The organism is Nostoc sp. NOS(2021) (assembly GCF_017115025.1).
Classification (GTDB): domain Bacteria; phylum Cyanobacteriota; class Cyanobacteriia; order Cyanobacteriales; family Nostocaceae; genus Nostoc.
The window spans coordinates 26,906-47,163 of sequence record NZ_JABXKM010000136.1; the positions used below are offsets into that span (position 1 = coordinate 26,906).

The window sequence follows — 20,258 nt, forward strand, 5'->3', positions numbered from 1 at the left end:
GTCTCTAGCCCTTTCAAGGTAACTCGTAAAATCTCTTTATTTTCTCTCTGCGTTTCTGTCGTTATCAGTTATTTAACCACAGAGACGCAGAGAACACAGAGATAAGAGGTTATGGAGGAATTTGACTTTTTTAATTACGAATTACGAATTGGAATAAGCAGGGTAATCATTGATGCCAGACTTGATTTTAAATAAACTTTTTAGCCTAAAAGAGCAGGTAGCAGTAGTCACAGGCGGTTCTGGTGTGCTTGGTGGGGCTATGGCAAAGGGTTTGGCCCTTGCTGGAGCGCGAGTCGTCGTTTTGGGTCGTAATGAAGCACGGGCGGGTGCGGTAGTGGCTGAAATTACCGCTAACGGTGGAGAAAGCATAGCTGTACTGGCAGATGTCGGCGATCGCTCCCAATTAGAAATAGCCAGGGATGTTATTATACAGCGTTGGGGTCAGATAGACATCCTGATAAACATGGCTGGTGGTAATATTCCTGCTGCCACAATTACTGCTGACGCTACTATTTTTGATATGCCACACGCAGCTTTTGAGGAAGTAGTTAGCCTCAACTTACTCGGTACTTTACTGCCTAGCCAAGTTTTTGGTCAAGCAATGGTCGAAAGAAATCAGCCCCACGGTTGTATTGTGAATATTTCTTCTATGTCTGCCATTCGGGTGATTAGCCGCGTGGTTGGCTACTCAGCCGCTAAAGCGGGGATAGATAACTTTACTCGCTGGCTAGCGGTAGAACTCGCCCAAAAGTATGGTGATGGACTACGAGTAAATGCGATCGCGCCAGGTTTTTTTATTGGAGAGCAAAATCGAGATTTACTGTTAAATCCAGATGGAAGCTTGACTATACGCGGGCAAAAAATCATTGAGCATACCCCCGCCGGACGTTTCGGAAAACCGGATGAATTACTCAGCACCTTAATTTGGTTATGCAGTTCTGGTTCTAGTTTCGTCAACGGAGTAGTCGTACCTGTAGACGGTGGGTTTAGTATCTACAGCGGAGTTTAAAAATGTATTCATTAGCCGTAACTAACGGGACACTTTCAGATGAGCAAGTTTCCGATCTAGTTCATCAAGCTTTAGCAGACCCTAAGTTGGATGGACAGCGCATCCTAGTATTAATTCCAGATAGTACCCGCACTGCCCCCATACCTCAAATGTTTCGATTGCTTCATAATGAGTTGAGTAAAAGGGTAGCGGCTCTGGATTTTTTGATCGCTCTGGGTACACATAATCCCATGAGTGAAGAACAAATCAATCACTTGGTAGGGGTAACACCGGAAGAGCGAGAAACAACTTTTAAAAAAGTTCGCATCTTTAACCACCTTTGGAATCAGCCGGATACCTTTATTTCTTGTGGAGTAATTTCAGCAGATGAAATAGCAGAGATCAGCCGGGGAATGCTACATCAAGCAGTTGAAGTACGTGTTAACAAGCTGGTAACAGAGTACGATCTAATAATGATTTGCGGCCCGGTATTTCCCCACGAAGTTGTCGGTTTCTCTGGTGGAAATAAATACTTTTTTCCCGGCATTGGTGGTCAGGAGGTAATTAATCTCTCACACTGGTTAGGTGCTTTAATCACCTGTTACGAAATTATTGGTACACCGGGAATAACACCAGTTCGACGCTTGATTAACCGAGCCGCTAACTTGATTTCTACCCCGAAACTTTGTTTGGCGATGGTGGTTGCACCAAAAACTAATCAGCTAGCTGGACTATATATAGATAAACCAGAGTCAGCCTGGGAAGATGCTGCAAAATTATCGGCCAAACTGCATATTAAATATGTAGATCAGCCCTTTAAACAAGTGCTTTCAGTAATGCCCCAAATGTATGACGACATTTGGACAGCAGCTAAAGGAATGTACAAGCTAGAGCCAGTAGTAGCTGACGCAGGTGAAGTAATTATATATGCCCCTCACATTACTGAGTTTAGCTATACACACGGCGAAATCCTAGCCCAAATTGGCTATCATGTGCGCGATTACTTCCTCAAACAATGGGATAAATTCCAAGCCTATCCCGGTGGAGTGCTGGCTCATAGTACTCACTTAAAAGGTATGGGTAGTTTTGATCCTATACAAGGGGAACAAGCGCGGATTCGCGTCACTTTAGCTACTGGTATTTCTGCTGAACGCTGTGCTGCTCATAACTTGAACTATCGTGACCCCGCTACCATTCGACCCACAGAATGGGCTAACCATGAGGATGAAGGTATCTTGCTTGTGCCAAAGGCTGGCGAGATACTATACCGGATGAATTCTTAATCTTTAGAATAGCAAACCTATCTTCTAAATGACGCTTGGCTTACCATCAACTACGTTTTTGGAGAAATATCTGAGTCTTTGCTCAGATTATTTTGCCTAGCTTACCTCACTCTAAACCTTCTCGCGCACCATGAGCTAACAGTAACTCAACCATATCTTTGTTCCTCTGAGCAACAGCTAGATGAAGCGGACTTTCTCCCCTCAAACCTCGAACATTAACATCAGCACCATACGCAACAAGAACTCTGACAATCTCATCATTACCTGAGTGCTGAAAAGCACGCAACAGAGGTGTCCAACTTTCATTGTCTATTAAATTAACTTCTGCACCGTGATCTAAAAGAGACTCAGCTACACTTAGATCATGATGTCGGGCAGCTTCAAATAGTGGACTACTTTTTGATTCATCGAGGGCATTAACATTAGCCCCACAGTCCAACAAAAGTTCTGTGATATTTTGATGTCCAAGCTGGGTTGCCAAATGTAGAGGAGTTTTACCATGTTCACCAAGAGCGTTAACATCTGCACCATGATCTATTAGAAGCTCACAAATATCTAGGCAACCTGTAGCAGATGCACGATGTAGTGGGGAAACGTTTTTAGATTTCATCTTCTCATTAACGTTTGCTCCACAGTTTAGGAGAAGTTCAATAAGATTTTTATTTCTACCCATGATCGCTGCAATTAACCATGACTCTTCTTTGTTTAATCCTTTTACAAGGAAAGAATTAACATCTAAACCCGAATCTAGATAGTGCTTGACTAGTTCAATATCTCCAAGCATCACCGCGATCTCTGGCTGCATGACCGCACCACAGTCTAACAGAAATTGAGCAATTTCCCGATGCTGATTCCAAGCTGCTAGGTATAAGGAAGTGCAACCATCTTTTGTTTCAGCATCGATCTGCGCTCCATTAGTAATCAGAAGTTCGACTACATCCCTATGTCCCTCGGAAGATGCCTTGTGTAAGGGTGTTTCACCCGAACCATCTACAACATCAACGCTTGCACCAGCAGCCACCAACAATTCTACGATATCTTTATGTCCACGATAAGCAGCAATAAGTAGGGCTGAACAGGGTTTTCCTTCAGAGTAAAACATATAAATTAAGTAGCACAGCTAAACATATTCATAAGTGGTTCTCCTACATTGATTCTAAACTTAGCTCAGATGAACATTGTTTGCGTACACACTTACAGCTGATAAGAAGCCGTCAAAGCTACCGCCAAAGCATCCGCAGCATCATCAGGTTTGGGAATTTCATCTAAATCCAACTCCCGCGCTACCGCCTCTTGCACTTCTGACTTATCAGCATTGCCATAGCCTGTTAAAGCTTGCTTAATTTGAGCCGGAGTAAACTCTACGTAGGGAAGACGACGCTGGCCCAACACCAAAATGAGTACACCCCGCGCTTGTGCAACCAGGATTGTACTTGACATACGATAGAAGAATAGTTTCTCGATCGCCACTAAATCTGGTTTAAATTCCTCCATCACGGTGTGTAAATCATCGAATAATGTACATAGGCGCTGTCCCATTTCTACACCTGCTGACGTTTTAATTACTCCAAAATCCAGCATATTTACTGTAGTTTCTTGTACCTTGTTGGGACTTTGTGTGCAGGTAATTGCCCCAAACCCTAAAATTGCCAGTCCTGGATCTAATCCTAAAATTCGTTTTTCCATTAAATTCACTTTTACCAAGCCAGAGTAGTGTTTAACTAGGAATACTGGCAATTTTGACCACTTGCTCTTAGTCTAATAGGATTGACAAATATAATAGTTCCACGCCTGGTGTTTTAAACCAAGTGGTGTACATTTTCTGTTAATTATTGTTTGTAGCACTGCTCCAAATCAGGTATGTCAATTGGTTTTCTCAGACAAGCCCTCAACGCCCTGCAAAAGCAGTCGCGTTCTCGTACTTCCTATCGGGTTAACCAGTGGTTCAAATGGTTGTCCCCTGGACTATCGGTAAAACGTTGGTTGTTGATCAGTACTGGGGGTGTACTGCTGGCGAGTTTGGGATTAGCTATCTGGATTAAGCTGACCCCAATTTTTTGGATGATCGAGTTGGTTAGGGGTTTCCTGGGAGTAATCAGCAACATGTTACCCAACTATATCAGTGGGCCTTTGGTGCTGCTTGGCGGCTTGCTGTTAGTGCTTTGGGGGCAAACTCGCACCGTAGGCTCAATTACTAAGGTACTAAGAGCAGAAGGCGGAGAGGAACTCATTGATGTCTTGCTGGCCCATCGTCGATTGTACCGAGGCCCGAAAATAGTGGTAATTGGTGGTGGTACGGGACTTTCTACGTTGTTGAGGGGACTGAAAACTTACAGCGCTAATATTACTGCGATCGTCACTGTCGCCGATGATGGTGGATCTTCTGGGCGGTTGCGCCAAGAATTTGGAGTGTTACCACCGGGGGATATTCGCAATTGTTTGGCTGCACTAGCCGATGAAGAAAAGTTATTAACAGAATTGTTTCAATACCGTTTTCGGGCTGGAGATGGGTTAACGGGTCACAGTTTTGGCAATTTGTTTTTAACGGCAATGAGTGATATTACTGGAGATTTAGAACAAGCAGTTGCAGCGAGTTCCAAAGTGCTAGCGGTACGGGGACAAGTACTACCAGCAACTCTCAGTGATGTTCGCCTCTGGGCAGAATTGGCTGATGGTCGCCGCATTGACGGGGAGTCTAGCATTCCCAAAGCTGGCGGTAAAATTGTCAAAATTGGCTGCATTCCAGCTAATCCTCCGGCGGTGCCAGCAGCTATTAAGGCACTTAAAGAAGCTGATTACATTATTATTGGCCCAGGTAGCCTTTATACCAGCCTGATTCCTAACTTATTAGTACCAGAAATTGCCGATGCGATCGCTCAAACAGATGCCCCCCGTATTTATATCTGCAATATCATGACTCAACCAGGAGAAACTGAAGGCTACACTGTTGCCGATCACATCAGGGCAATTGATGCTGCTTGTGGGCAAAGACGGCTATTCGATGCTGTGCTGATACACAAAAAATCCCCCTCGGAGCAATCACTCACGCGCTACGCCCAACAAAACTCCCATCCCGTTTTCCTAGATAGAGAAGCCGTAACTCAGCTAGGGCGAAGGATTGTTCCAGCTAATGTTTTGTATGAAGATGAAACGGGTTTTGTACGTCACAATCCGCAGAAACTAGCACGAGTTTTGTTGCGGTGGTACGGTAGAGGTCAGCCCCTTCGGGGAATTCAAAATTCAAAATTCAAAATTAAGGAAGATGAAAAATAGTCATTAGTCATTTGTTTAGACTAATGACTAATGACCAACGATTAATTATGAAAATTTTTCTTGCAGATACAGAGGCGACGCTACGCTTAGGTATTACTCTTGGTGAATCTCTGACCCCTGGCAGTGTAATTTTACTAGAAGGTGATTTAGGTGCTGGTAAAACTACCCTAGTTCAAGGTATTGGCAGGGGTTTGGGAATCGCTGAACCCATTGTCAGTCCCACTTTCACCCTGATTAATGAGTACACGGAAGGACGCTTCCCCCTTTACCATCTGGATTTATATCGCTTAGAACCACAAGAAGTTCCACCCCTGAATTTAGAAAGTTACTGGGAAGGTGTTGAGGTTATACCAGGAATTGTGGCAGTTGAATGGGCGGAACGATTGCCCTACAAGCCAGATAGTTATCTAAGTATGAGTTTGACTTATGGGCATGGGGGCACTCGTCAAGTCGAACTCATACCATTCAATTGTGCCATTAGCGAAGTCATTGCCGCGATTTAAGCTCATCTCCCGACTTAAGTACGAGGGATTTCACTTTTTTGATCACAACAGTAGAAAATTTCTGCAAATAATCGAGGGAGAACTCCACACTCGTCCTATCTGCCACTACCACGTTCACCACTGTCAGTCCCTAACATTGTTATCTCAACCAAAAATAAACGAAAGAATTGTTCAACAGCACATATATTGCAACAGAGCAAATGTAAATAAACTGTTGTTGGGTTAAATGAGAGTTTTTACAGAACTTAGTCAGCTTGCTTGAACCAGATTAGTTCCCTACTGTCATTCGGGAATCCAACCCTTGATTATTTAGTAGCGAAAGCTAGTAGAGGAAAGTTAAACAACAATCAAGTTCTGTATAAGTCGTCTAACTTTCCTCACGCTTAGTATTCCCAAGTTAGGTTCACAATCTATACAAAAGAAGAAACTAGTTTATGATTTTTTAAAATAAGTTCAAATTATTTTAACTAGCAAATAATTCTTATATTCACATCTGTCATTAGCACTGATATCAAGCAAATATTAAATAAAACATCTCGTATTTATACGATAATTATGTAGAAATACGAGATGTTTTATACTATATTAGTTGACATTAATATGCCTACGTGGATGCACTATAAGAATTCGGTTTGATTCCTGAATTTACTTGCGTGGAAAGGGAACAGGGAAAAGGGATAGATACGTACTGAGTCTTGTTCAAAAATCAAATAGGAGTCCTATAGTAGTCTGTCAAGTTTAAATTGATGGGTAAGCAAGTTCGTAGTCAGGACTTTAGTGCTTAGAAAATAAGCACTAAAGTCCTGACTAGAAACTCTTCATTACTAGCTTGACAAAGTACTAGTTATCTCTAATGAAAGAGGCGATCGCCTTTTTTGTCTGAGGGCCGGAGTCGTCTCTGGTATAGTACGTAAGACCTTTATCAATGAATGCAGAGGTAGTATCTATTAACTGCTGAACAACCTCCGCACTAGTGTTATCTATTTCTTCACTGACTTTTTCTCCTGTAAATCGGTTTTTTCGATCTTCTGGAGGTAATAGAATGCGAGGATCTTTATAAGTCTCTTTTGGCTTGGGTTCAAATGTCTCATTTAAGTCAAACTGAAGACGTAAGTAACGTTTAGAATCGTATCCACCCATGATTTGTCGGCAAATCGTACTAGCAATTTCCGATGTAGGTTCTATAAAGATGTTAGTAAGATTTTTTGCCCAATCGAAGCCTCTCCATTTGCTTATTTGCTTATATTGATATGGTTCACCAGTTTGACCTGTGCCAATAGAAAGGATAGAAATATCTTCCAATCGCAGATTATCAAGTTTATATTTTTGCTTGATTGTTGGAGAGACTGAAGACTGACTGATCCTCATAACTAGACTCAAAGCTGCGAGAGAGGGATTATTAGCAGAAACTCCTCCATCAATGTGTGGAAATTCCCAATCACCAAATTTTTCTTTATCTACAGGTTCTAATTTATATGGTGGAAAAAAAGTGGGAGCTGAGGCAGAAGCGGTACATATCTCCCATAAATAACAGTCATCATACCATCTGTCTCCTAGATCGGGATGACAATTTGTAAAAAAGGTTGTATTCCGATATAGCGTATCGTAAGCAAGAATCAAAATAATCGGTTTTTCAATATCCTTTATTCTTGTGGATTTATACGCATCTTTGAGGACGCTAATAATTCCATCATGAGAATATTTAGGTGGTGAAAGTACATCCAAAATGGATTTTATGATCGGCGGAAAGTTTTTGTAGCGGTCTTTTCTATCGGTTGGGAATATATCTTTACCCCGATCTCTATACATTTTAATTAGTTGATCACTCTCCTTTCCTACAGCAATCCCTCCTGCTAACATTGAACCAGTAGAAGTACCAGCAACCATGTCAAAGTATTCGTGTAAAAAGTTTCCTTTCCCCTGATTTCTAATTTCTTGTTCTACTTGTTGAAGTATTCGGGCTGCAACGACTCCACGAACACCACCACCGTCTAAAGCCAAAATTTTGAAGGACATAGCAATTCTCCTTGATTATCTCTATTAGCTTGTTTACTCCTATTCGGTATCTGGCTGGAAGAATACCTAATTTTTTTAAGGAACCGCCATCTCTACGATAGGCTGACGCCAACGCGCAGCGTCTGGTAGAGAAGAACGCATACTCCTACGGAGAAGCAAGCTACGCGTAGCGTCTCGTAGAGAAGGAAGAGAAGGAAGAAATACTTAACTGAACTGTATTGCACTATAAATAAATTCAGGGTTTGAAGTTGCAATTTCTGATACAGCGACAAGTAAATACCCTTTGCTTAAAAGGGTAAAGGAGGAAAAACAAGGATTTTCGCCTTTTAGCTTTAACCAAACCGCATTGGTCTAGTTCTGACTCTGGATAGATGAAAATCTTGCCAGTTAAAGTATGACTTTGATGTATAACTCTTTGTCTACTACGTAAGCTGAAATAAATATTTGCTACAAGAAAGTTAAAGCTTGACCCCGCACTTGCGTATTTACCTGGCCTTTGTCATAAACTATCTCACCACCGACAATGGTGGTTGTAGCCCAGCCGGTGAGGTTCCAGCCTTCAAAAGGACTCCAATGGCATTTGGTTAAAAGTTCCTCGCGCCGAACTGGACGATATGTGTTTAAATCGACAAGCACTAAATCGGCATCATAACCAGGTGCGATCGCTCCTTTATTGGGAATACCATAAGCTACAGCTACAGCTTTAGACATCCAGTTCACAACTTGAGCCACAGTACACTGTCCTTGCATTGCCGCAGTTAACATCAAAGCTAGGGAAGTTTCTACCCCAGGCATTCCCGAAGGACTATTGGGGTATTCTTGAGCTTTTTCTTCTAAGGTGTGCGGTGCGTGATCTGTGGCGATGAAATCAATCACGCCATCGCGCAAAGCTTGCCAGAGAACTTCGTTATCGTGGGGCGATCGCAAAGGTGGATTCATCTGTGCTAAGGTACCAATTGTTTCATAAGCACTGGTATTTAACAACAAATGCTGTGGTGTTACCTCTGCTGTCACCCAAGTAGGTTTCTCCTGACGCAGCAAATCTGCTTCTTCAGCCGTTGACAAATGCAGAATATGCAAACGACGCTGATATTTTTGAGAAAGTTTTAATGCCAGTTGAGTTGCCAACAGTGCCGCTTGATTATCTTGAATTTGCGAGTGAACGGCTGGATCGTGAATGTTGGCAAATTCTTGGCGGCGTTGGTTGATTCTAGCTTGGTCTTCGGCATGAACGGCAATCAAGCGATCGCCTTTAGCAAATATCGCAGAGAGTGCTGTTTCGCCATCAATCAGCAACTGACCATGCATCGACCCCATGAAAATCTTAATTCCCGGTGTTGGCTTTGCCAAAAGCAAATCTGGTAAATTCTCTGCTGTTGCCCCAATAAAAAAGCCATAATTAACCAAGCACTTTTGGGAGGCACGTTCTAGCTTGTCGTCTAAAGCCTGCTGTGTCGTTGTCAGGGGGCGCGTATTGGGCATTTCTAAAAAGGAAGTAACTCCGCCTTTAGCACAGGCACAACTGGCGGTGAATAAATCTTCCTTATGTTCTAGTCCAGGTTCCCGGAAATGCACCTGCGGATCAATAACTCCTGGCAACAAAGTTAACCCTTCTGCGTCAATTTCAGTGGCTAGTGCTGTTTGGGAGATTTCTGGCGCAACTTCGACTATTTGGCGATCGCGCGTCAACACATCCCCAATCATCAGTTCCCCATTGGGTAGGATTATGCGAGCGTGGCGAATCAGTAAAATTTGTGGAGATGACATAAGGATAAGGAATTAAAAATTCAAAATTAGGAAATGCAATGTTGGCAAGCATCCTGGTTATTGACTCAATGTAAATTCAAGCAAGGGCGGCTTATGTATTACAGAGAACTATGCTTTTAGGTTAAACTTATTCGCGCTCGAAGTAACTAATGGTAGTCAAGATGCAAACATGACTAGGAAATTAAAGTTTTCCCGTTAAGATTAACAGATAAAGTCTCACTAGGCGAGTTAATTACCTACATTTTTCTTTCAGTTAAGTAATTTCATGCATAATCAAGTGTCTGATAACAACTCTAGTCAACAACCTGATAATTCCTGGATCGCAGAGCTAGGTAGAACAATTGTATTGAGCATTGTTCTAGCTCTGGGAATTCGTACCTTTGTTGCGGAAGCACGCTGGATTCCTTCTGGCTCGATGGAACCCACTCTGCATGGTACGCCAAACCAGTGGGAGGCAGACAAAATCATTGTCGATAAATTGAAGTATAAATTTGCTGACCCGCAGCGGGGAGACATTGTAGTATTCTCACCTACACAAGAGCTACAAAAAGAACAATACCAAGATGCTTTTATTAAACGTGTAATTGGCTTACCTGGTGAAAAAGTACAACTTAAGGATGGCAAAGTCTATATCAACAACAAACCCCTCCCAGAAGCCAATTACCTCAGTTCTGGGCAGAGTACAGTCATTGATGTTTGCCAATCAGGGCCACAACCACCTTTTTTGGCAAAACCCCAGACTATACCAGCCGATTCATATTTAGTACTAGGTGACAATCGTAACAACAGTTATGATGGCCGCTGCTGGGGTCTTGTCCCCCGCCAGAATATTATTGGACGTGCTGTAGTTCGCTTCTGGCCTCTAAATCATATTGGCGGAATAGATAAATCGCCACTATATCCATAATTAACAATATTAGACAACAGGGAGGCAGCCGTTTGGGCGGGTTTCCCGACTTGAGGGACTGCCGTAGGAAAACTTAGCCAAGATTTTACAAATCGGCGATCAGGTTGACATATTTCCACAACAAAATTAACATTTCTTTAAAATTGTTGTAGTTAATTAAATATAGCAATCCTGAATCATTCGTAAGAAACAAGATCCCCGACTTCGTAAAAGTTGTCGGGGATCTGCGGCTTGTAATTCTCACAAATCAAATAGGATTGCTATATAAGCCACATTCCGCGCTTCAACAAATCTTACAAAAAACAGTTGATATTATTAAGTATTAACACTGCTATTTTCTCGGCATTTGGCGTAGGCGTAGCCCGTCGTAGACATCGCTATTCAACTACCATTAGCCCAAAATTTGTAATACTCGCATATTACAATCCGAAGTACGAAATGTGGGATATAAGTTTTTGTACAAGTCCAGAGGTTTTGAGACCGGAAAATCAAGACATCAGCAATTAAAAATTAAATTTAGGATTGAGTGCTAATGGCAACCTGAATTTTAGAATGGCATACTGTAGTTTATCGGTTAAATTTCAGTTCATCCGAGAAAATCTGTTGACATATTACCAGATTAAACTGAGCAATTTCAGATGTGATGGCGTACCCACCCGTCGTAGGCGATGTCTGTTTGAAAATTAGGCGTTGGAGGAACTCAGCGAGTCAAACAAGTATAAAAACATAAGTATGTTTTTATACTAAAGTAAAACGTAAAAATATATGTCATAACCAAAGCGATCGCACGCCGTAATTATACTAAGATTAAATGTAGCTGATATTGCAAAAGAGTCCCTAGTATATGCTGGGGAAGAATCAAACAACAATGTTATCCAAACTTCAGCCCGTCAAATCTATTAATCGCTTCGTTGGCAAAGTTTATGCCAAGATGCCTCTGAGGTATGTTCTGATTGTGCCCTTTATATTGCAAATTTGTGGGGCGGTGGGACTTGTGGGCTATCTTTCGTATCAAAACGGACAAAAAGCCGTAAAGGAGCTTGCTACTCAATTAGAAAATGAAATCTGCGATCGCATTGAACAGCATCTTGATGACTATTTAACAAACCCGAAGCAAATCAATCAAATCAATTTAGATGCAGTTGAGCTAGGTTTACTCAACCTTTCTGACTTTAAAACCACCGGAAATTACTTTTGGAAACAAATGCAGGTTTTCGATGTGGGCTACAACAACTTTGCCAACCCCAAAGGTGAATTTATCGGTATTGAACGTTTAGATAATGGCAGACTTTTAATTAATGAAGTTACCCAAAAACATGGCATCGGGAAACTTTATGTTTACAATACAGACCGAAAAGGTAATCACCGCCAGTTGCAGCAAGTCAAAAATTACGATCCTCGCCTAGAAGCGTGGTATGCAGATGCAGTCAAGATAGGCAAACCCGTCTGGAGTCAAATTTATCAATGGGAAGATAAACCACAAATTTTATCCATATCTTCCAGCTATCCTGTTTACGATAAAACTCACAAACTGGTTGGGGTGATTGGTATCGATTTGATATTGTCACAAATCAGCAACTTTTTAGCCAAATTCAATACCGAACGGTCGGGTCAAACTTTTATTTTAGAGCATTCTGGGTTAATAGTGGCTTCTTCTAGCGAGCCACCATATATCATCATTAATGGTAAAGGAAAACGTCGAGCAGCATTAGATAGTCAAAATTCTTTAATTAGACTTACAACACAGTCCTTGATCAAACGCTTTGGCAGTCTTAAGTTTGTTGTGGGGAAGCAACAGCTGAATTTTACCGCCGATGGAATGCGTTATTTTGTGCAGGTAAAAAGTTGGAGGGACGAACTGGGTTTAGATTGGCTAATCGTGGCGGTGATTCCCGAAGGCGAATTTATGGAGCAAATTAACGCCAACACCCACATCACTCTTTTGCTGTGTATAGTTGCTTTTTTAGTGGCTACAAGAATTGGGATTTTGACTGCTCGCTGGGTAATTAAGCCGATTTTACAATTAAACACATCAGCGAAGAAAATTGCTCAAGGTGAATGGGAGCAAATACCAGAAATTCAGCGTTCCGATGAGCTTGGGGAACTAGCCAAGTCATTTGAAACTATGGCAAAGCAACTCCAAGCATCCTTTAATACTTTGTCAGCAAAGAATGCCCAGATGCAAGTCTTAAATGAGGCCCTATCTCACAGTGAGAGTCGGCTAACTCAATTTTTAGAAGCCATGCCGGTAGGTGTATTTATTATAGATGCTGAAGGTGAACCTTATTATACAAATCAAATTGGGCAGCAAATTCTTGGTCAAGGAGCGATTGCAAAAGTTAGTGTTGAACAATTGTCAGATGTATATCAAGCTTACCTTGCCGGTACTGATCAATTTTATCCCAGCGATCGCCTGCCAGTTTTGAGAGCATTGCAAGGGGAAAGTGTCAGGGTTGATGATATTGAAATTCGCCATTGTGGCAAGATTACTCCCATTGAAGTTTTAGGAAAACCAATTTATGATGAATCGGGGAATCTGGCTTTTGCGATCGCCACATTTTTTGATATCACCCAACGCAAACAAACAGAAAAGTTATTAGCAGAATACAATCGCACCTTAGAGGCTAAAGTAAAAAAACGTACTGAAGAGTTCCAGCAAGTTATCGAGCAACTGCAAAGTACCCAAGAAGAACTGATTCAATCGCAAAAAATTGCGGCACAGGAACAACAAGCAGCCGTTCGTGAAGCGGCGCGAAGCGCCGCCGCCAACCTTGCCAAAAGCGAATTCCTCGCTAATATGAGCCACGAACTGCGTACCCCACTCAATGCCATTCTTGGTTTCAGCCAAGTCATGAGCCGAGATTATTCGCTATCTGGGGAACATCAAGAAAACTTGGCAATTATTAATCGTGCTGGCGAACATCTACTCAAGTTAATTAACAACATTCTAGAAATGTCTAAAATCGAAGCTGGCAAAATCAGATTAAATCGCAGCAGCTTTGACTTAATTCATGTGTTGAAGAACTTAGAAGAGATGTTGCACTTGCGTGCTGCATCTAAAAATTTAGAATTACTGTTTGAATATGCACAATACATTCCTAAATACATAGAAGCGGACGAAAATAAATTGTGTCAAATATTGCTCAATCTCTTGGGAAATGCCATCAAATTTACTGGTACGGGGAGGGTGACGTTACGGGTGAGACTGGGGGCTGGGGAGCAAAATCCTTCTTATCCCCCTTATCTCTTCTTCGAGGTACAAGACACTGGCTGTGGTATTGCTCCACAAGAAATTGACTTGCTGTTTGAGGCTTTTGAACAAACCGAAATCGGCAGAAAATCCCAACAAGGGACGGGACTGGGTTTAGCGATTAGCCGTAAATACGTGCAACTGATGGGAGGAGATATTACTGTCAGCAGTCTGCCTGGTGTCGGTAGTACATTTGCCTTTGATGTTCAGATTGCTCTAACTTGCCCCAGAGAAATCCCGACAAACCAAATTAAATCCCAAATTCTAGCCTTAGCACCGACTGAAAAAGCATACCGCATCTTAGTAGTTGACGACTCCAAAGAAAGCCGTCTGTTGCTGGTTAAAATTCTCACACCTCTAGGCTTTGAAGTCAGGGAAGCTACTGATGGTAGGGAAGCGATCGCTAATTGGGAATCTTGGCAACCACACTTGATTTTTATGGATATGCGAATGCCGATCATGGACGGTTACGAAGCCACAAGAATGATTAAAGCTAAACAAATAGGGCATGGGGCAGCCACGTTGCGGAGGTTCCCGAAGTTGTACTCCTACGGAGAAGCAACTGCTGTCATGGGAAATGATGCATTTGGTACGTCCACTTTGCAAACGCGGACGCCAACAGCCCTGCCTCCCCTTTGCGACTTCTCTGAGGTAACACAGGGTTGCTCTAATACACACACGATCATTATTGCCCTAACTGCTAGCGCCTTTGAGGAAGAACGCCAGAAAATTTTGTCTATTGGCTGCGATGATTTTATTCGCAAGCCATTCACACAGGAAGTATTATTGGAAAAACTGAGCCAACATCTGGGTGTAAAGTATACCAACCAAGTAGAAATCACAAAGACAGCAGTTGTCGATCAATCTACACAAATGTTTGTCAGTGTTGCCGAACTCCTGAGCCATTTATCACAAATGTCACCTGAGTGGCTCCAACAGATCCACTATGCCGCAGCCAGCTGTAGCGATGAACTGATTTTAGAGTTACTCAAGCAAATTCCATCAGATAATGGTCAAGTTTTCCAACTTCTCCGGGATTTAGCAAATAACTACCAGTTTGAGAAAATCATGGAATTGACTATAACAAACCTAGAATGAATTACGAGCATTTAAACCCTGATAAAAAAGATATTTTGATCATTGACGATATGGCGGACAACCTCCGGGTTTTATCCTCCATATTGACAAGGGAAGGGTATAACGTTCGTAAAGCCTTGAACTGGCAAATGGCACTGACAGCAACTCAAACAGTATTACCGGATTTGATTCTACTTGATATTATGATGCCAGAAGTAGATGGCTATGAAATTTGTCAGACCTTTAAAGCTTGGGAGCTAACAGCCGATATTCCGGTAATTTTTATTAGCGCTTTAGATGATGTTTTTGACAAAGTTAAAGCCTTTAGGGTAGGTGGTGTAGACTATATCACCAAACCTTTTGAGTTTCAAGAAGTTTTAGTGCGCGTGCAAAATCAACTGGCATTGAGATCGGCGCGATTAGAAATATTGAAACTAAATGTGGAACTGGAAGATCGCGTAAAACAGAGGACTGGGGAGCTAGAAAAAACTCTACAAAAACTCCAACAAGAAATCACTTCCCGCCAGAAATTGCAAAGTAAACTGCTAGATATAGCGTTGCATGATTCACTGACTGGATTACCAAACCGAGTTTTGTTTATTAGGCGACTAGAAAATGCTCTAAATCGGGCGAAGCAAGAATCTAGTTATCAGTTTGCGGTACTTTTTTTGGACTGCGATCGCTTCAAGGTTATCAATGATTCTCTTGGTCATCCCGTGGGAGATGAATTGCTGATAGCCATTGCTCGTCGCCTGCAAGGATGTCTGATACCTATCGATACTCTATCACGATTGGGCGGTGACGAATTTGGAATTATCCTAGAAAATATCACAGATATCAACATAGCAATCCAAGTTGCCGAACGAATTATCCAACAGCTATCACTTGCTTTTAAACTGTCAAGATATGAAGTATTTATGAATGCCAGTATTGGTATTAGTTGGGGCAATAAAGATTATGATCGCCCAGAGTATTTGCTGCGGGATGCTGATACGGCAATGTATCGGGCTAAGGCTCAAGGAAGAGCCAACTATCACGTTTTCAATCCACTGATGCATCAGGAAGCTATTCAGCTTTTAGAGTTAGAAAATGACCTGCGAAGGGCTGTTGAAAGGCAAGAATTCCTCGTTTATTATCAGCCAATTGTTTCCCTAACTACAGGCAGAATTTCTGGATTTGAAGCTTTGGTACGCTGGCAACATCCGATTCGTGGTCTGGTTTCTCCCACAGAATTTATTCCTGTGGCCGAAGAAACAGGTTTGATTAATGCTATCAATACTTGGGTATTACAGTCAGCTTGTCATCAATTAAGCATCTGGCAACATCATCCAGTGACACCAGAACCTCTAACTATGAGTGTCAATTTGAGTGCACGGTTATTTTCACAGATCAATTTGGTAGAACAAATTGACCGAATAATTTATGAAAATAAAATAAATCCTGCATACTTGGAATTAGAAATTACAGAAAGTGTACTTATGGAAAATACTAATGCGATTAAAATAATTCTTCAACAACTAAAGCAGCGAAAAATCAAGTTGATTATGGATGACTTTGGTACAGGATATTCCTCTTTGAGTTACCTGCACATCTTTCCTTTGAATGCACTCAAAATTGATAAATCTTTCGTCAAACGTATGCAGGAAAACAAAGAGAATATGGGGTTAGTACCAGCAATGATTGGCATTGCCAACTCAATGGGGATGAGTGCGATCGCTGAAGGTGTCGAAACACAAGAACAGTTAGCCCAATTGAGAAGTTTAAACTGTAATTTTGCTCAAGGATATCTGTTTTCTAAACCCATAGAACAACAATTGGTTCTTAAGTTGCTTGCCGCAGCACCTCAATGGTAGCTATCAAATAGCACCTGGGAAAAATTTCATGGTTGACGCTCGGCTAAAGAATCTGCGTGTGCTATCTACTTTACTGCTGTAAGCAGGCTATCAGGTTCGCAAAGCTCATAACTGACCAATAGCCTTGATAGTCTGTAAAACTCTCCAGCCACCGTGAGAGTTAAACTATAAATACAAGTATTTCGGTGAAATTGGTCAACAAATTTCAGGGTGATTTCAAAGAAGCATTTACTATCCTCAATAATTATACGCATAACTTTTGATAATAATGCATTTTAATCAAACTAACCATCATAAAAGAAATATTTTGGTGGTCGATGATACCCCAGATAATTTGCGGCTTTTATCGGCAATGTTGACTGCACAAGGCTTTGAAGTTCGCAAAGCCTTAAACGGTAAAATGGCACTGACTGCGTGTCAAATGGTTTTGCCCGATGTGATTTTGTTAGATATCAATATGCCAGATATGGATGGCTATCAAGTTTGTCAACAACTGAAAGCTGATGATAAAACTTGTGAAGTCCCAGTAATTTTTATTAGCGCCTTGGATGATGTTGTAGATAAGGTAAAAGCCTTTGATGTTGGTGGTGTAGATTATATTGCAAAACCTTTTCATGGGGCAGAGGTTGTGTTGCGAATTGAAAATCAGATTAATTTACGTTTGCTCCAAGTTAAACTGCAAGAAAAAAACTTTTTACTCCAACAAGCTCTTGACAACTTGAAAGCCTCTCAAGTTAAACAAATTCAGAACGAAAAGATGGTGGCGCTGGGGCAGTTAGTAGCTGGGCTGGCTCATGAGATTAATAACCCGATCAGTTTTATTTATGGGAATCTCCAATATGCTGGTCAATATGTGCAAGACCTAGTGAATATGATTGAGGTCTATCAACAGGAATATCCTAAACCCACACCAAAAATTCAGCAAATAGCCAAAAATATAGACCTGAATTTTATAATTAAGGATCTGCAAAACCTGATAGGTGCAATGTATAGAGGATCTGATCGCATTCGAGAAATTGTACTGGCGCTACAACACTTCTCTCGGCATGATGAAGCAGAGATGAAACGGGTAAATATCCATGAAGACATCGAAAATACTTTGGTGATGTTACAACATCGACTCAGGGAAGCAGCAGACCGTCCCGCAATTGTTGTAGTAAAAGATTATGGTCACTTGCCCCTAGTCACTTGTTATACGAGTGAACTAAACCAAGTATTTATGCATCTGTTGAATAATGCTATTGATGCAATAGAAGAGGGAGTGGGAAATCAATCTCCTACTCCCCAAATTTTGATTCACACAGAGGTGACAGACTTGAATATGGTCAAAATTGCGATCGCTGATAATGGCCCTGGTATAGAAGAGTCGTTGCGCTCGCGTTTATTTGACCCATTTTTTACGACAAAATCTGTGGGCAAAGGTAGTGGGCTAGGATTATCTATTAGCTATCAGATTATCGTGCAAAAACACCGAGGAAATATTACCTGCACCTCATCCGTTGGCAAAGGAGCAGAGTTTGCGATCGAAATTCCCATAGAGCAGACTGAGCCTTAAGTGAGAATATTTCGTTCCCATAGTACTCCACATAAATTGAGCCGGATTTACGTGAATTTACTTATTGTTTTTTTGCGAGCTTTGTGAGAGTCTCCTTTACATAACAATTAAATGCCTTAAATCGATAGAGTTACCGTAGTTTAATAAAAGCCAAAAATATGAAAATCTCTATGAGGCTGACATTCAACCAGGCACAGTTGAGTTGTAGGGGCATAGCATCAGCAAGATTCTCTGCCGAACCCAAAAATTGCGTAGGCGCAGCCCGCCTTCTCTACGAGACGCTCCGCGAACGGCATCGCTATTGGGAATTAATCTGATGTCTCTTACAAAATCTGTAGAACCCGCTTCAGTCCACAGCCGAATTCTCGTGCCTCAGCGGTATCACAGGCAACCTGTAATTTCCCGACTGGTATCTCGTTATGGTTTAACCGTCAATATCAAAGCTGCATCCCTGACATCAGACAGTGACAGCGACGGCTGGTTTGATTTGGAACTTTCAGGAAATCCCCAAAAACTGACAAATAGCCTATCTTACTTGCAAGGATTGGGAGTGAATTTGCTGCAACTAGCGATCGCTAACCACATTCAACCCAACCAGCACTCTCTACCTTTCCCAAATCCAGCTAGCAAACTGAGTCCCAAAGACTCTGCATGGCTGACAAATCAATGGCAAGAACAATTCCAGCAATGGATTTCTCTAGGTCAAACCAATCGATTGCGCTTGCAACTGTGCGTCTTAAAATCTTATTATGAAGAACCAGTGATTTCCGAGTTAGTTTCTCGTTATGGATTAACAGTCAATATCACCAGTGCTAGACTTCAACCCGATACGGAAGATGACGGCTGGTTTGACTTGGATTTGTGGGGGAGAACAAAGCAACTTTACTCTAGCCTGAGTTATTTAGAAAAACTGGGGCTACCGATTTGGCTGGATTTGTCTAGCGTTTATAGCGATCGCTAACCAATTAACAATTCAAAATTCAAAATTCAAAATTCAAAATTAAAGACATTTCAGACGGGGATTTAAACCCCGACTGAAATGGGTGCTACATATAGATGTAGGGGTCTTAAACCCTTTAATTTACGATAATTCATAATTCATCATTCATAATTCATCATTTATTGACCCATCAAATTTATTTGTAGGGTAATTATTAATTATGCTAACGGCGATCGCTAGTTTTGCTGAAATAATCTAAATTTCGTAGTACCAAATTTCTTCTTCTTTTAGCACAATTCGGTGCAGGGAAAGACGATCAATCAAGCCTTCTTGCTCAAACTGCCCAAGAACACGAGTGATGGTAACACGAGTTGAACCGAGCATTTCCGCCAGGTCTTCATGAGTCAAACGCATATCTATTAAACGTCCCTTCTCAACTTCCGAACCAAACTTTTTGGATAACCATGCCAACAGCTTGATGAGCATAGTATCCACTTTTCTATGGCTACGAATGATCATCAATTCTTGAGCCTGTTGGATATGGGCAAGTAGAGTTTCTGTTAGTTCAGTCCACTCCTCTAGAGGTAAGACTGTCGCCTCCACTTTAGTTAAGCATTCCATCTGATAAGGTTCTAATTTTGACAAAGCCTTACCAACGACATCTCCAGGGCCCCACAATCCCAGAGCAACGGTTGTACCATCTTCCAGATAGGTAAAAGTCCGAACAAAACCCGTTTCAATCTTCCAAAGGCCGTTTTTATGCTCTGGCAGAAATGACCTACGGGCAAAAATTTGCTTAGTATTATTACTGTTTGAGCTAGATAAGCTTGTGTACAAAGACACCAT

Annotated in this window: 14 protein-coding genes; 9 read left to right on the top strand and 5 right to left on the bottom strand. The window is 41.6% G+C overall.

Annotated features, from left to right (window positions below; genetic code table 11):
• Positions 1–172: 172 nt before the first annotated feature.
• Both HWQ41_RS18055 and HWQ41_RS18060 read left to right on the top strand, forming a co-directional pair.
• Positions 173–1,009, top strand: coding sequence for an SDR family oxidoreductase (locus HWQ41_RS18055; RefSeq protein WP_292765569.1), 837 nt, complete (start codon positions 173–175; stop codon positions 1,007–1,009).
• Positions 1,010–1,011: 2 nt separating this feature from the next.
• Positions 1,012–2,271, top strand: a complete 1,260-nt coding sequence (locus tag HWQ41_RS18060; protein ID WP_292765572.1) for a lactate racemase domain-containing protein — start codon at positions 1,012–1,014, stop codon at positions 2,269–2,271.
• A gap of 106 nt (positions 2,272–2,377) precedes the next feature.
• On the opposite strand, the gene HWQ41_RS18065 is transcribed toward HWQ41_RS18060, so the two are convergent.
• Together HWQ41_RS18065 and ruvC are read right to left on the bottom strand one after the other, a co-directional pair.
• Positions 2,378–3,373 carry an ankyrin repeat domain-containing protein gene (locus HWQ41_RS18065; RefSeq protein WP_292765574.1) on the bottom strand — a complete coding sequence of 332 codons (996 nt, stop codon included), beginning with the start codon at positions 3,371–3,373 and terminating at the stop codon, positions 2,378–2,380.
• 92 nt (positions 3,374–3,465) lie between these two features.
• On the bottom strand, positions 3,466–3,957 hold the full coding sequence (gene ruvC / locus HWQ41_RS18070; protein WP_292765576.1) for a crossover junction endodeoxyribonuclease RuvC: 492 nt from the start codon (positions 3,955–3,957) through the stop codon (positions 3,466–3,468).
• A gap of 174 nt (positions 3,958–4,131) precedes the next feature.
• Here ruvC and HWQ41_RS18075 point away from each other — a divergent pair, with 174 nt between their 5' ends.
• On the top strand, positions 4,132–5,544 hold the full coding sequence (locus HWQ41_RS18075) for a gluconeogenesis factor YvcK family protein (RefSeq protein WP_292765578.1): 1,413 nt from the start codon (positions 4,132–4,134) through the stop codon (positions 5,542–5,544).
• A 47-nt stretch (positions 5,545–5,591) separates the two neighbouring features.
• On the top strand, positions 5,592–6,047 hold the full coding sequence (gene tsaE, locus HWQ41_RS18080) for a tRNA (adenosine(37)-N6)-threonylcarbamoyltransferase complex ATPase subunit type 1 TsaE (protein WP_292765580.1): 456 nt from the start codon (positions 5,592–5,594) through the stop codon (positions 6,045–6,047).
• 840 nt (positions 6,048–6,887) lie between these two features.
• Here the strand turns inward: tsaE and HWQ41_RS18085 are convergent.
• Both HWQ41_RS18085 and HWQ41_RS18090 read right to left on the bottom strand, forming a co-directional pair.
• On the bottom strand, positions 6,888–8,063 hold the full coding sequence (locus HWQ41_RS18085; RefSeq protein WP_292765581.1) for a patatin-like phospholipase family protein: 1,176 nt from the start codon (positions 8,061–8,063) through the stop codon (positions 6,888–6,890).
• Between the two features lie 447 nt (positions 8,064–8,510).
• Positions 8,511–9,830: a dihydroorotase gene (locus HWQ41_RS18090; RefSeq protein ID WP_292765582.1), complete on the bottom strand. Its 1,320-nt coding sequence runs from the start codon at positions 9,828–9,830 to the stop codon at positions 8,511–8,513.
• A gap of 265 nt (positions 9,831–10,095) precedes the next feature.
• On the opposite strand from HWQ41_RS18090, the gene lepB reads away from it, so the two are divergent.
• From lepB to HWQ41_RS18115, 5 genes are all read left to right on the top strand, one after another.
• Entirely contained in the window at positions 10,096–10,737 is a 642-nt protein-coding gene (lepB, locus tag HWQ41_RS18095) for a signal peptidase I (RefSeq protein ID WP_292765583.1), read from the top strand.
• A gap of 868 nt (positions 10,738–11,605) precedes the next feature.
• Positions 11,606–15,085 (top strand): ATP-binding protein, encoded by a 3,480-nt coding sequence (locus tag HWQ41_RS18100; protein ID WP_292765585.1) that lies wholly within the window; start codon positions 11,606–11,608, stop codon positions 15,083–15,085.
• The gene (locus tag HWQ41_RS18105) at positions 15,082–16,917 is read left to right on the top strand and encodes an EAL domain-containing protein (RefSeq protein WP_292765587.1); all 1,836 of its coding nucleotides are present in this window, start codon (positions 15,082–15,084) and stop codon (positions 16,915–16,917) included. The genes HWQ41_RS18100 and HWQ41_RS18105 overlap by 4 nt, the downstream gene beginning before the upstream one ends.
• A gap of 268 nt (positions 16,918–17,185) precedes the next feature.
• Positions 17,186–18,472 (top strand): response regulator, encoded by a 1,287-nt coding sequence (locus tag HWQ41_RS18110; RefSeq protein ID WP_292765589.1) that lies wholly within the window; start codon positions 17,186–17,188, stop codon positions 18,470–18,472.
• Positions 18,473–18,788: 316 nt separating this feature from the next.
• Positions 18,789–19,433 carry an NIL domain-containing protein gene (locus HWQ41_RS18115; protein ID WP_292765591.1) on the top strand — a complete coding sequence of 215 codons (645 nt, stop codon included), beginning with the start codon at positions 18,789–18,791 and terminating at the stop codon, positions 19,431–19,433.
• Between the two features lie 234 nt (positions 19,434–19,667).
• Here the strand turns inward: HWQ41_RS18115 and HWQ41_RS18120 are convergent, their stop codons facing one another.
• Positions 19,668–20,258, bottom strand: coding sequence for a Crp/Fnr family transcriptional regulator (locus HWQ41_RS18120; RefSeq protein WP_292765593.1), 591 nt, complete (start codon positions 20,256–20,258; stop codon positions 19,668–19,670).

Excerpts from the sequence above, each read along its gene's own strand:
- HWQ41_RS18105 (WP_292765587.1), top strand. The coding sequence starts at position 15,082 with ATGAATTACGAGCATTTAAACCCTGATAAAAAAGATATTTTGATCATT.
- HWQ41_RS18065 (WP_292765574.1), bottom strand. The coding sequence starts at position 3,373 with ATGTTTTACTCTGAAGGAAAACCCTGTTCAGCCCTACTTATTGCTGCT.
- HWQ41_RS18090 (WP_292765582.1), bottom strand. The coding sequence starts at position 9,830 with ATGTCATCTCCACAAATTTTACTGATTCGCCACGCTCGCATAATCCTA.
- HWQ41_RS18115 (WP_292765591.1), top strand. The coding sequence starts at position 18,789 with ATGTCTCTTACAAAATCTGTAGAACCCGCTTCAGTCCACAGCCGAATT.
- ruvC (WP_292765576.1), bottom strand. The coding sequence starts at position 3,957 with ATGGAAAAACGAATTTTAGGATTAGATCCAGGACTGGCAATTTTAGGG.
- HWQ41_RS18060 (WP_292765572.1), top strand. The coding sequence starts at position 1,012 with ATGTATTCATTAGCCGTAACTAACGGGACACTTTCAGATGAGCAAGTT.
- HWQ41_RS18110 (WP_292765589.1), top strand. The coding sequence starts at position 17,186 with ATGCATTTTAATCAAACTAACCATCATAAAAGAAATATTTTGGTGGTC.
- HWQ41_RS18100 (WP_292765585.1), top strand. The coding sequence starts at position 11,606 with ATGTTATCCAAACTTCAGCCCGTCAAATCTATTAATCGCTTCGTTGGC.
- tsaE (WP_292765580.1), top strand. The coding sequence starts at position 5,592 with ATGAAAATTTTTCTTGCAGATACAGAGGCGACGCTACGCTTAGGTATT.
- HWQ41_RS18120 (WP_292765593.1), bottom strand. The coding sequence starts at position 20,258 with ATGGTGTCTTTGTACACAAGCTTATCTAGCTCAAACAGTAATAATACT.
- lepB (WP_292765583.1), top strand. The coding sequence starts at position 10,096 with ATGCATAATCAAGTGTCTGATAACAACTCTAGTCAACAACCTGATAAT.
- HWQ41_RS18085 (WP_292765581.1), bottom strand. The coding sequence starts at position 8,063 with ATGTCCTTCAAAATTTTGGCTTTAGACGGTGGTGGTGTTCGTGGAGTC.
- HWQ41_RS18055 (WP_292765569.1), top strand. The coding sequence starts at position 173 with ATGCCAGACTTGATTTTAAATAAACTTTTTAGCCTAAAAGAGCAGGTA.
- HWQ41_RS18075 (WP_292765578.1), top strand. The coding sequence starts at position 4,132 with ATGTCAATTGGTTTTCTCAGACAAGCCCTCAACGCCCTGCAAAAGCAG.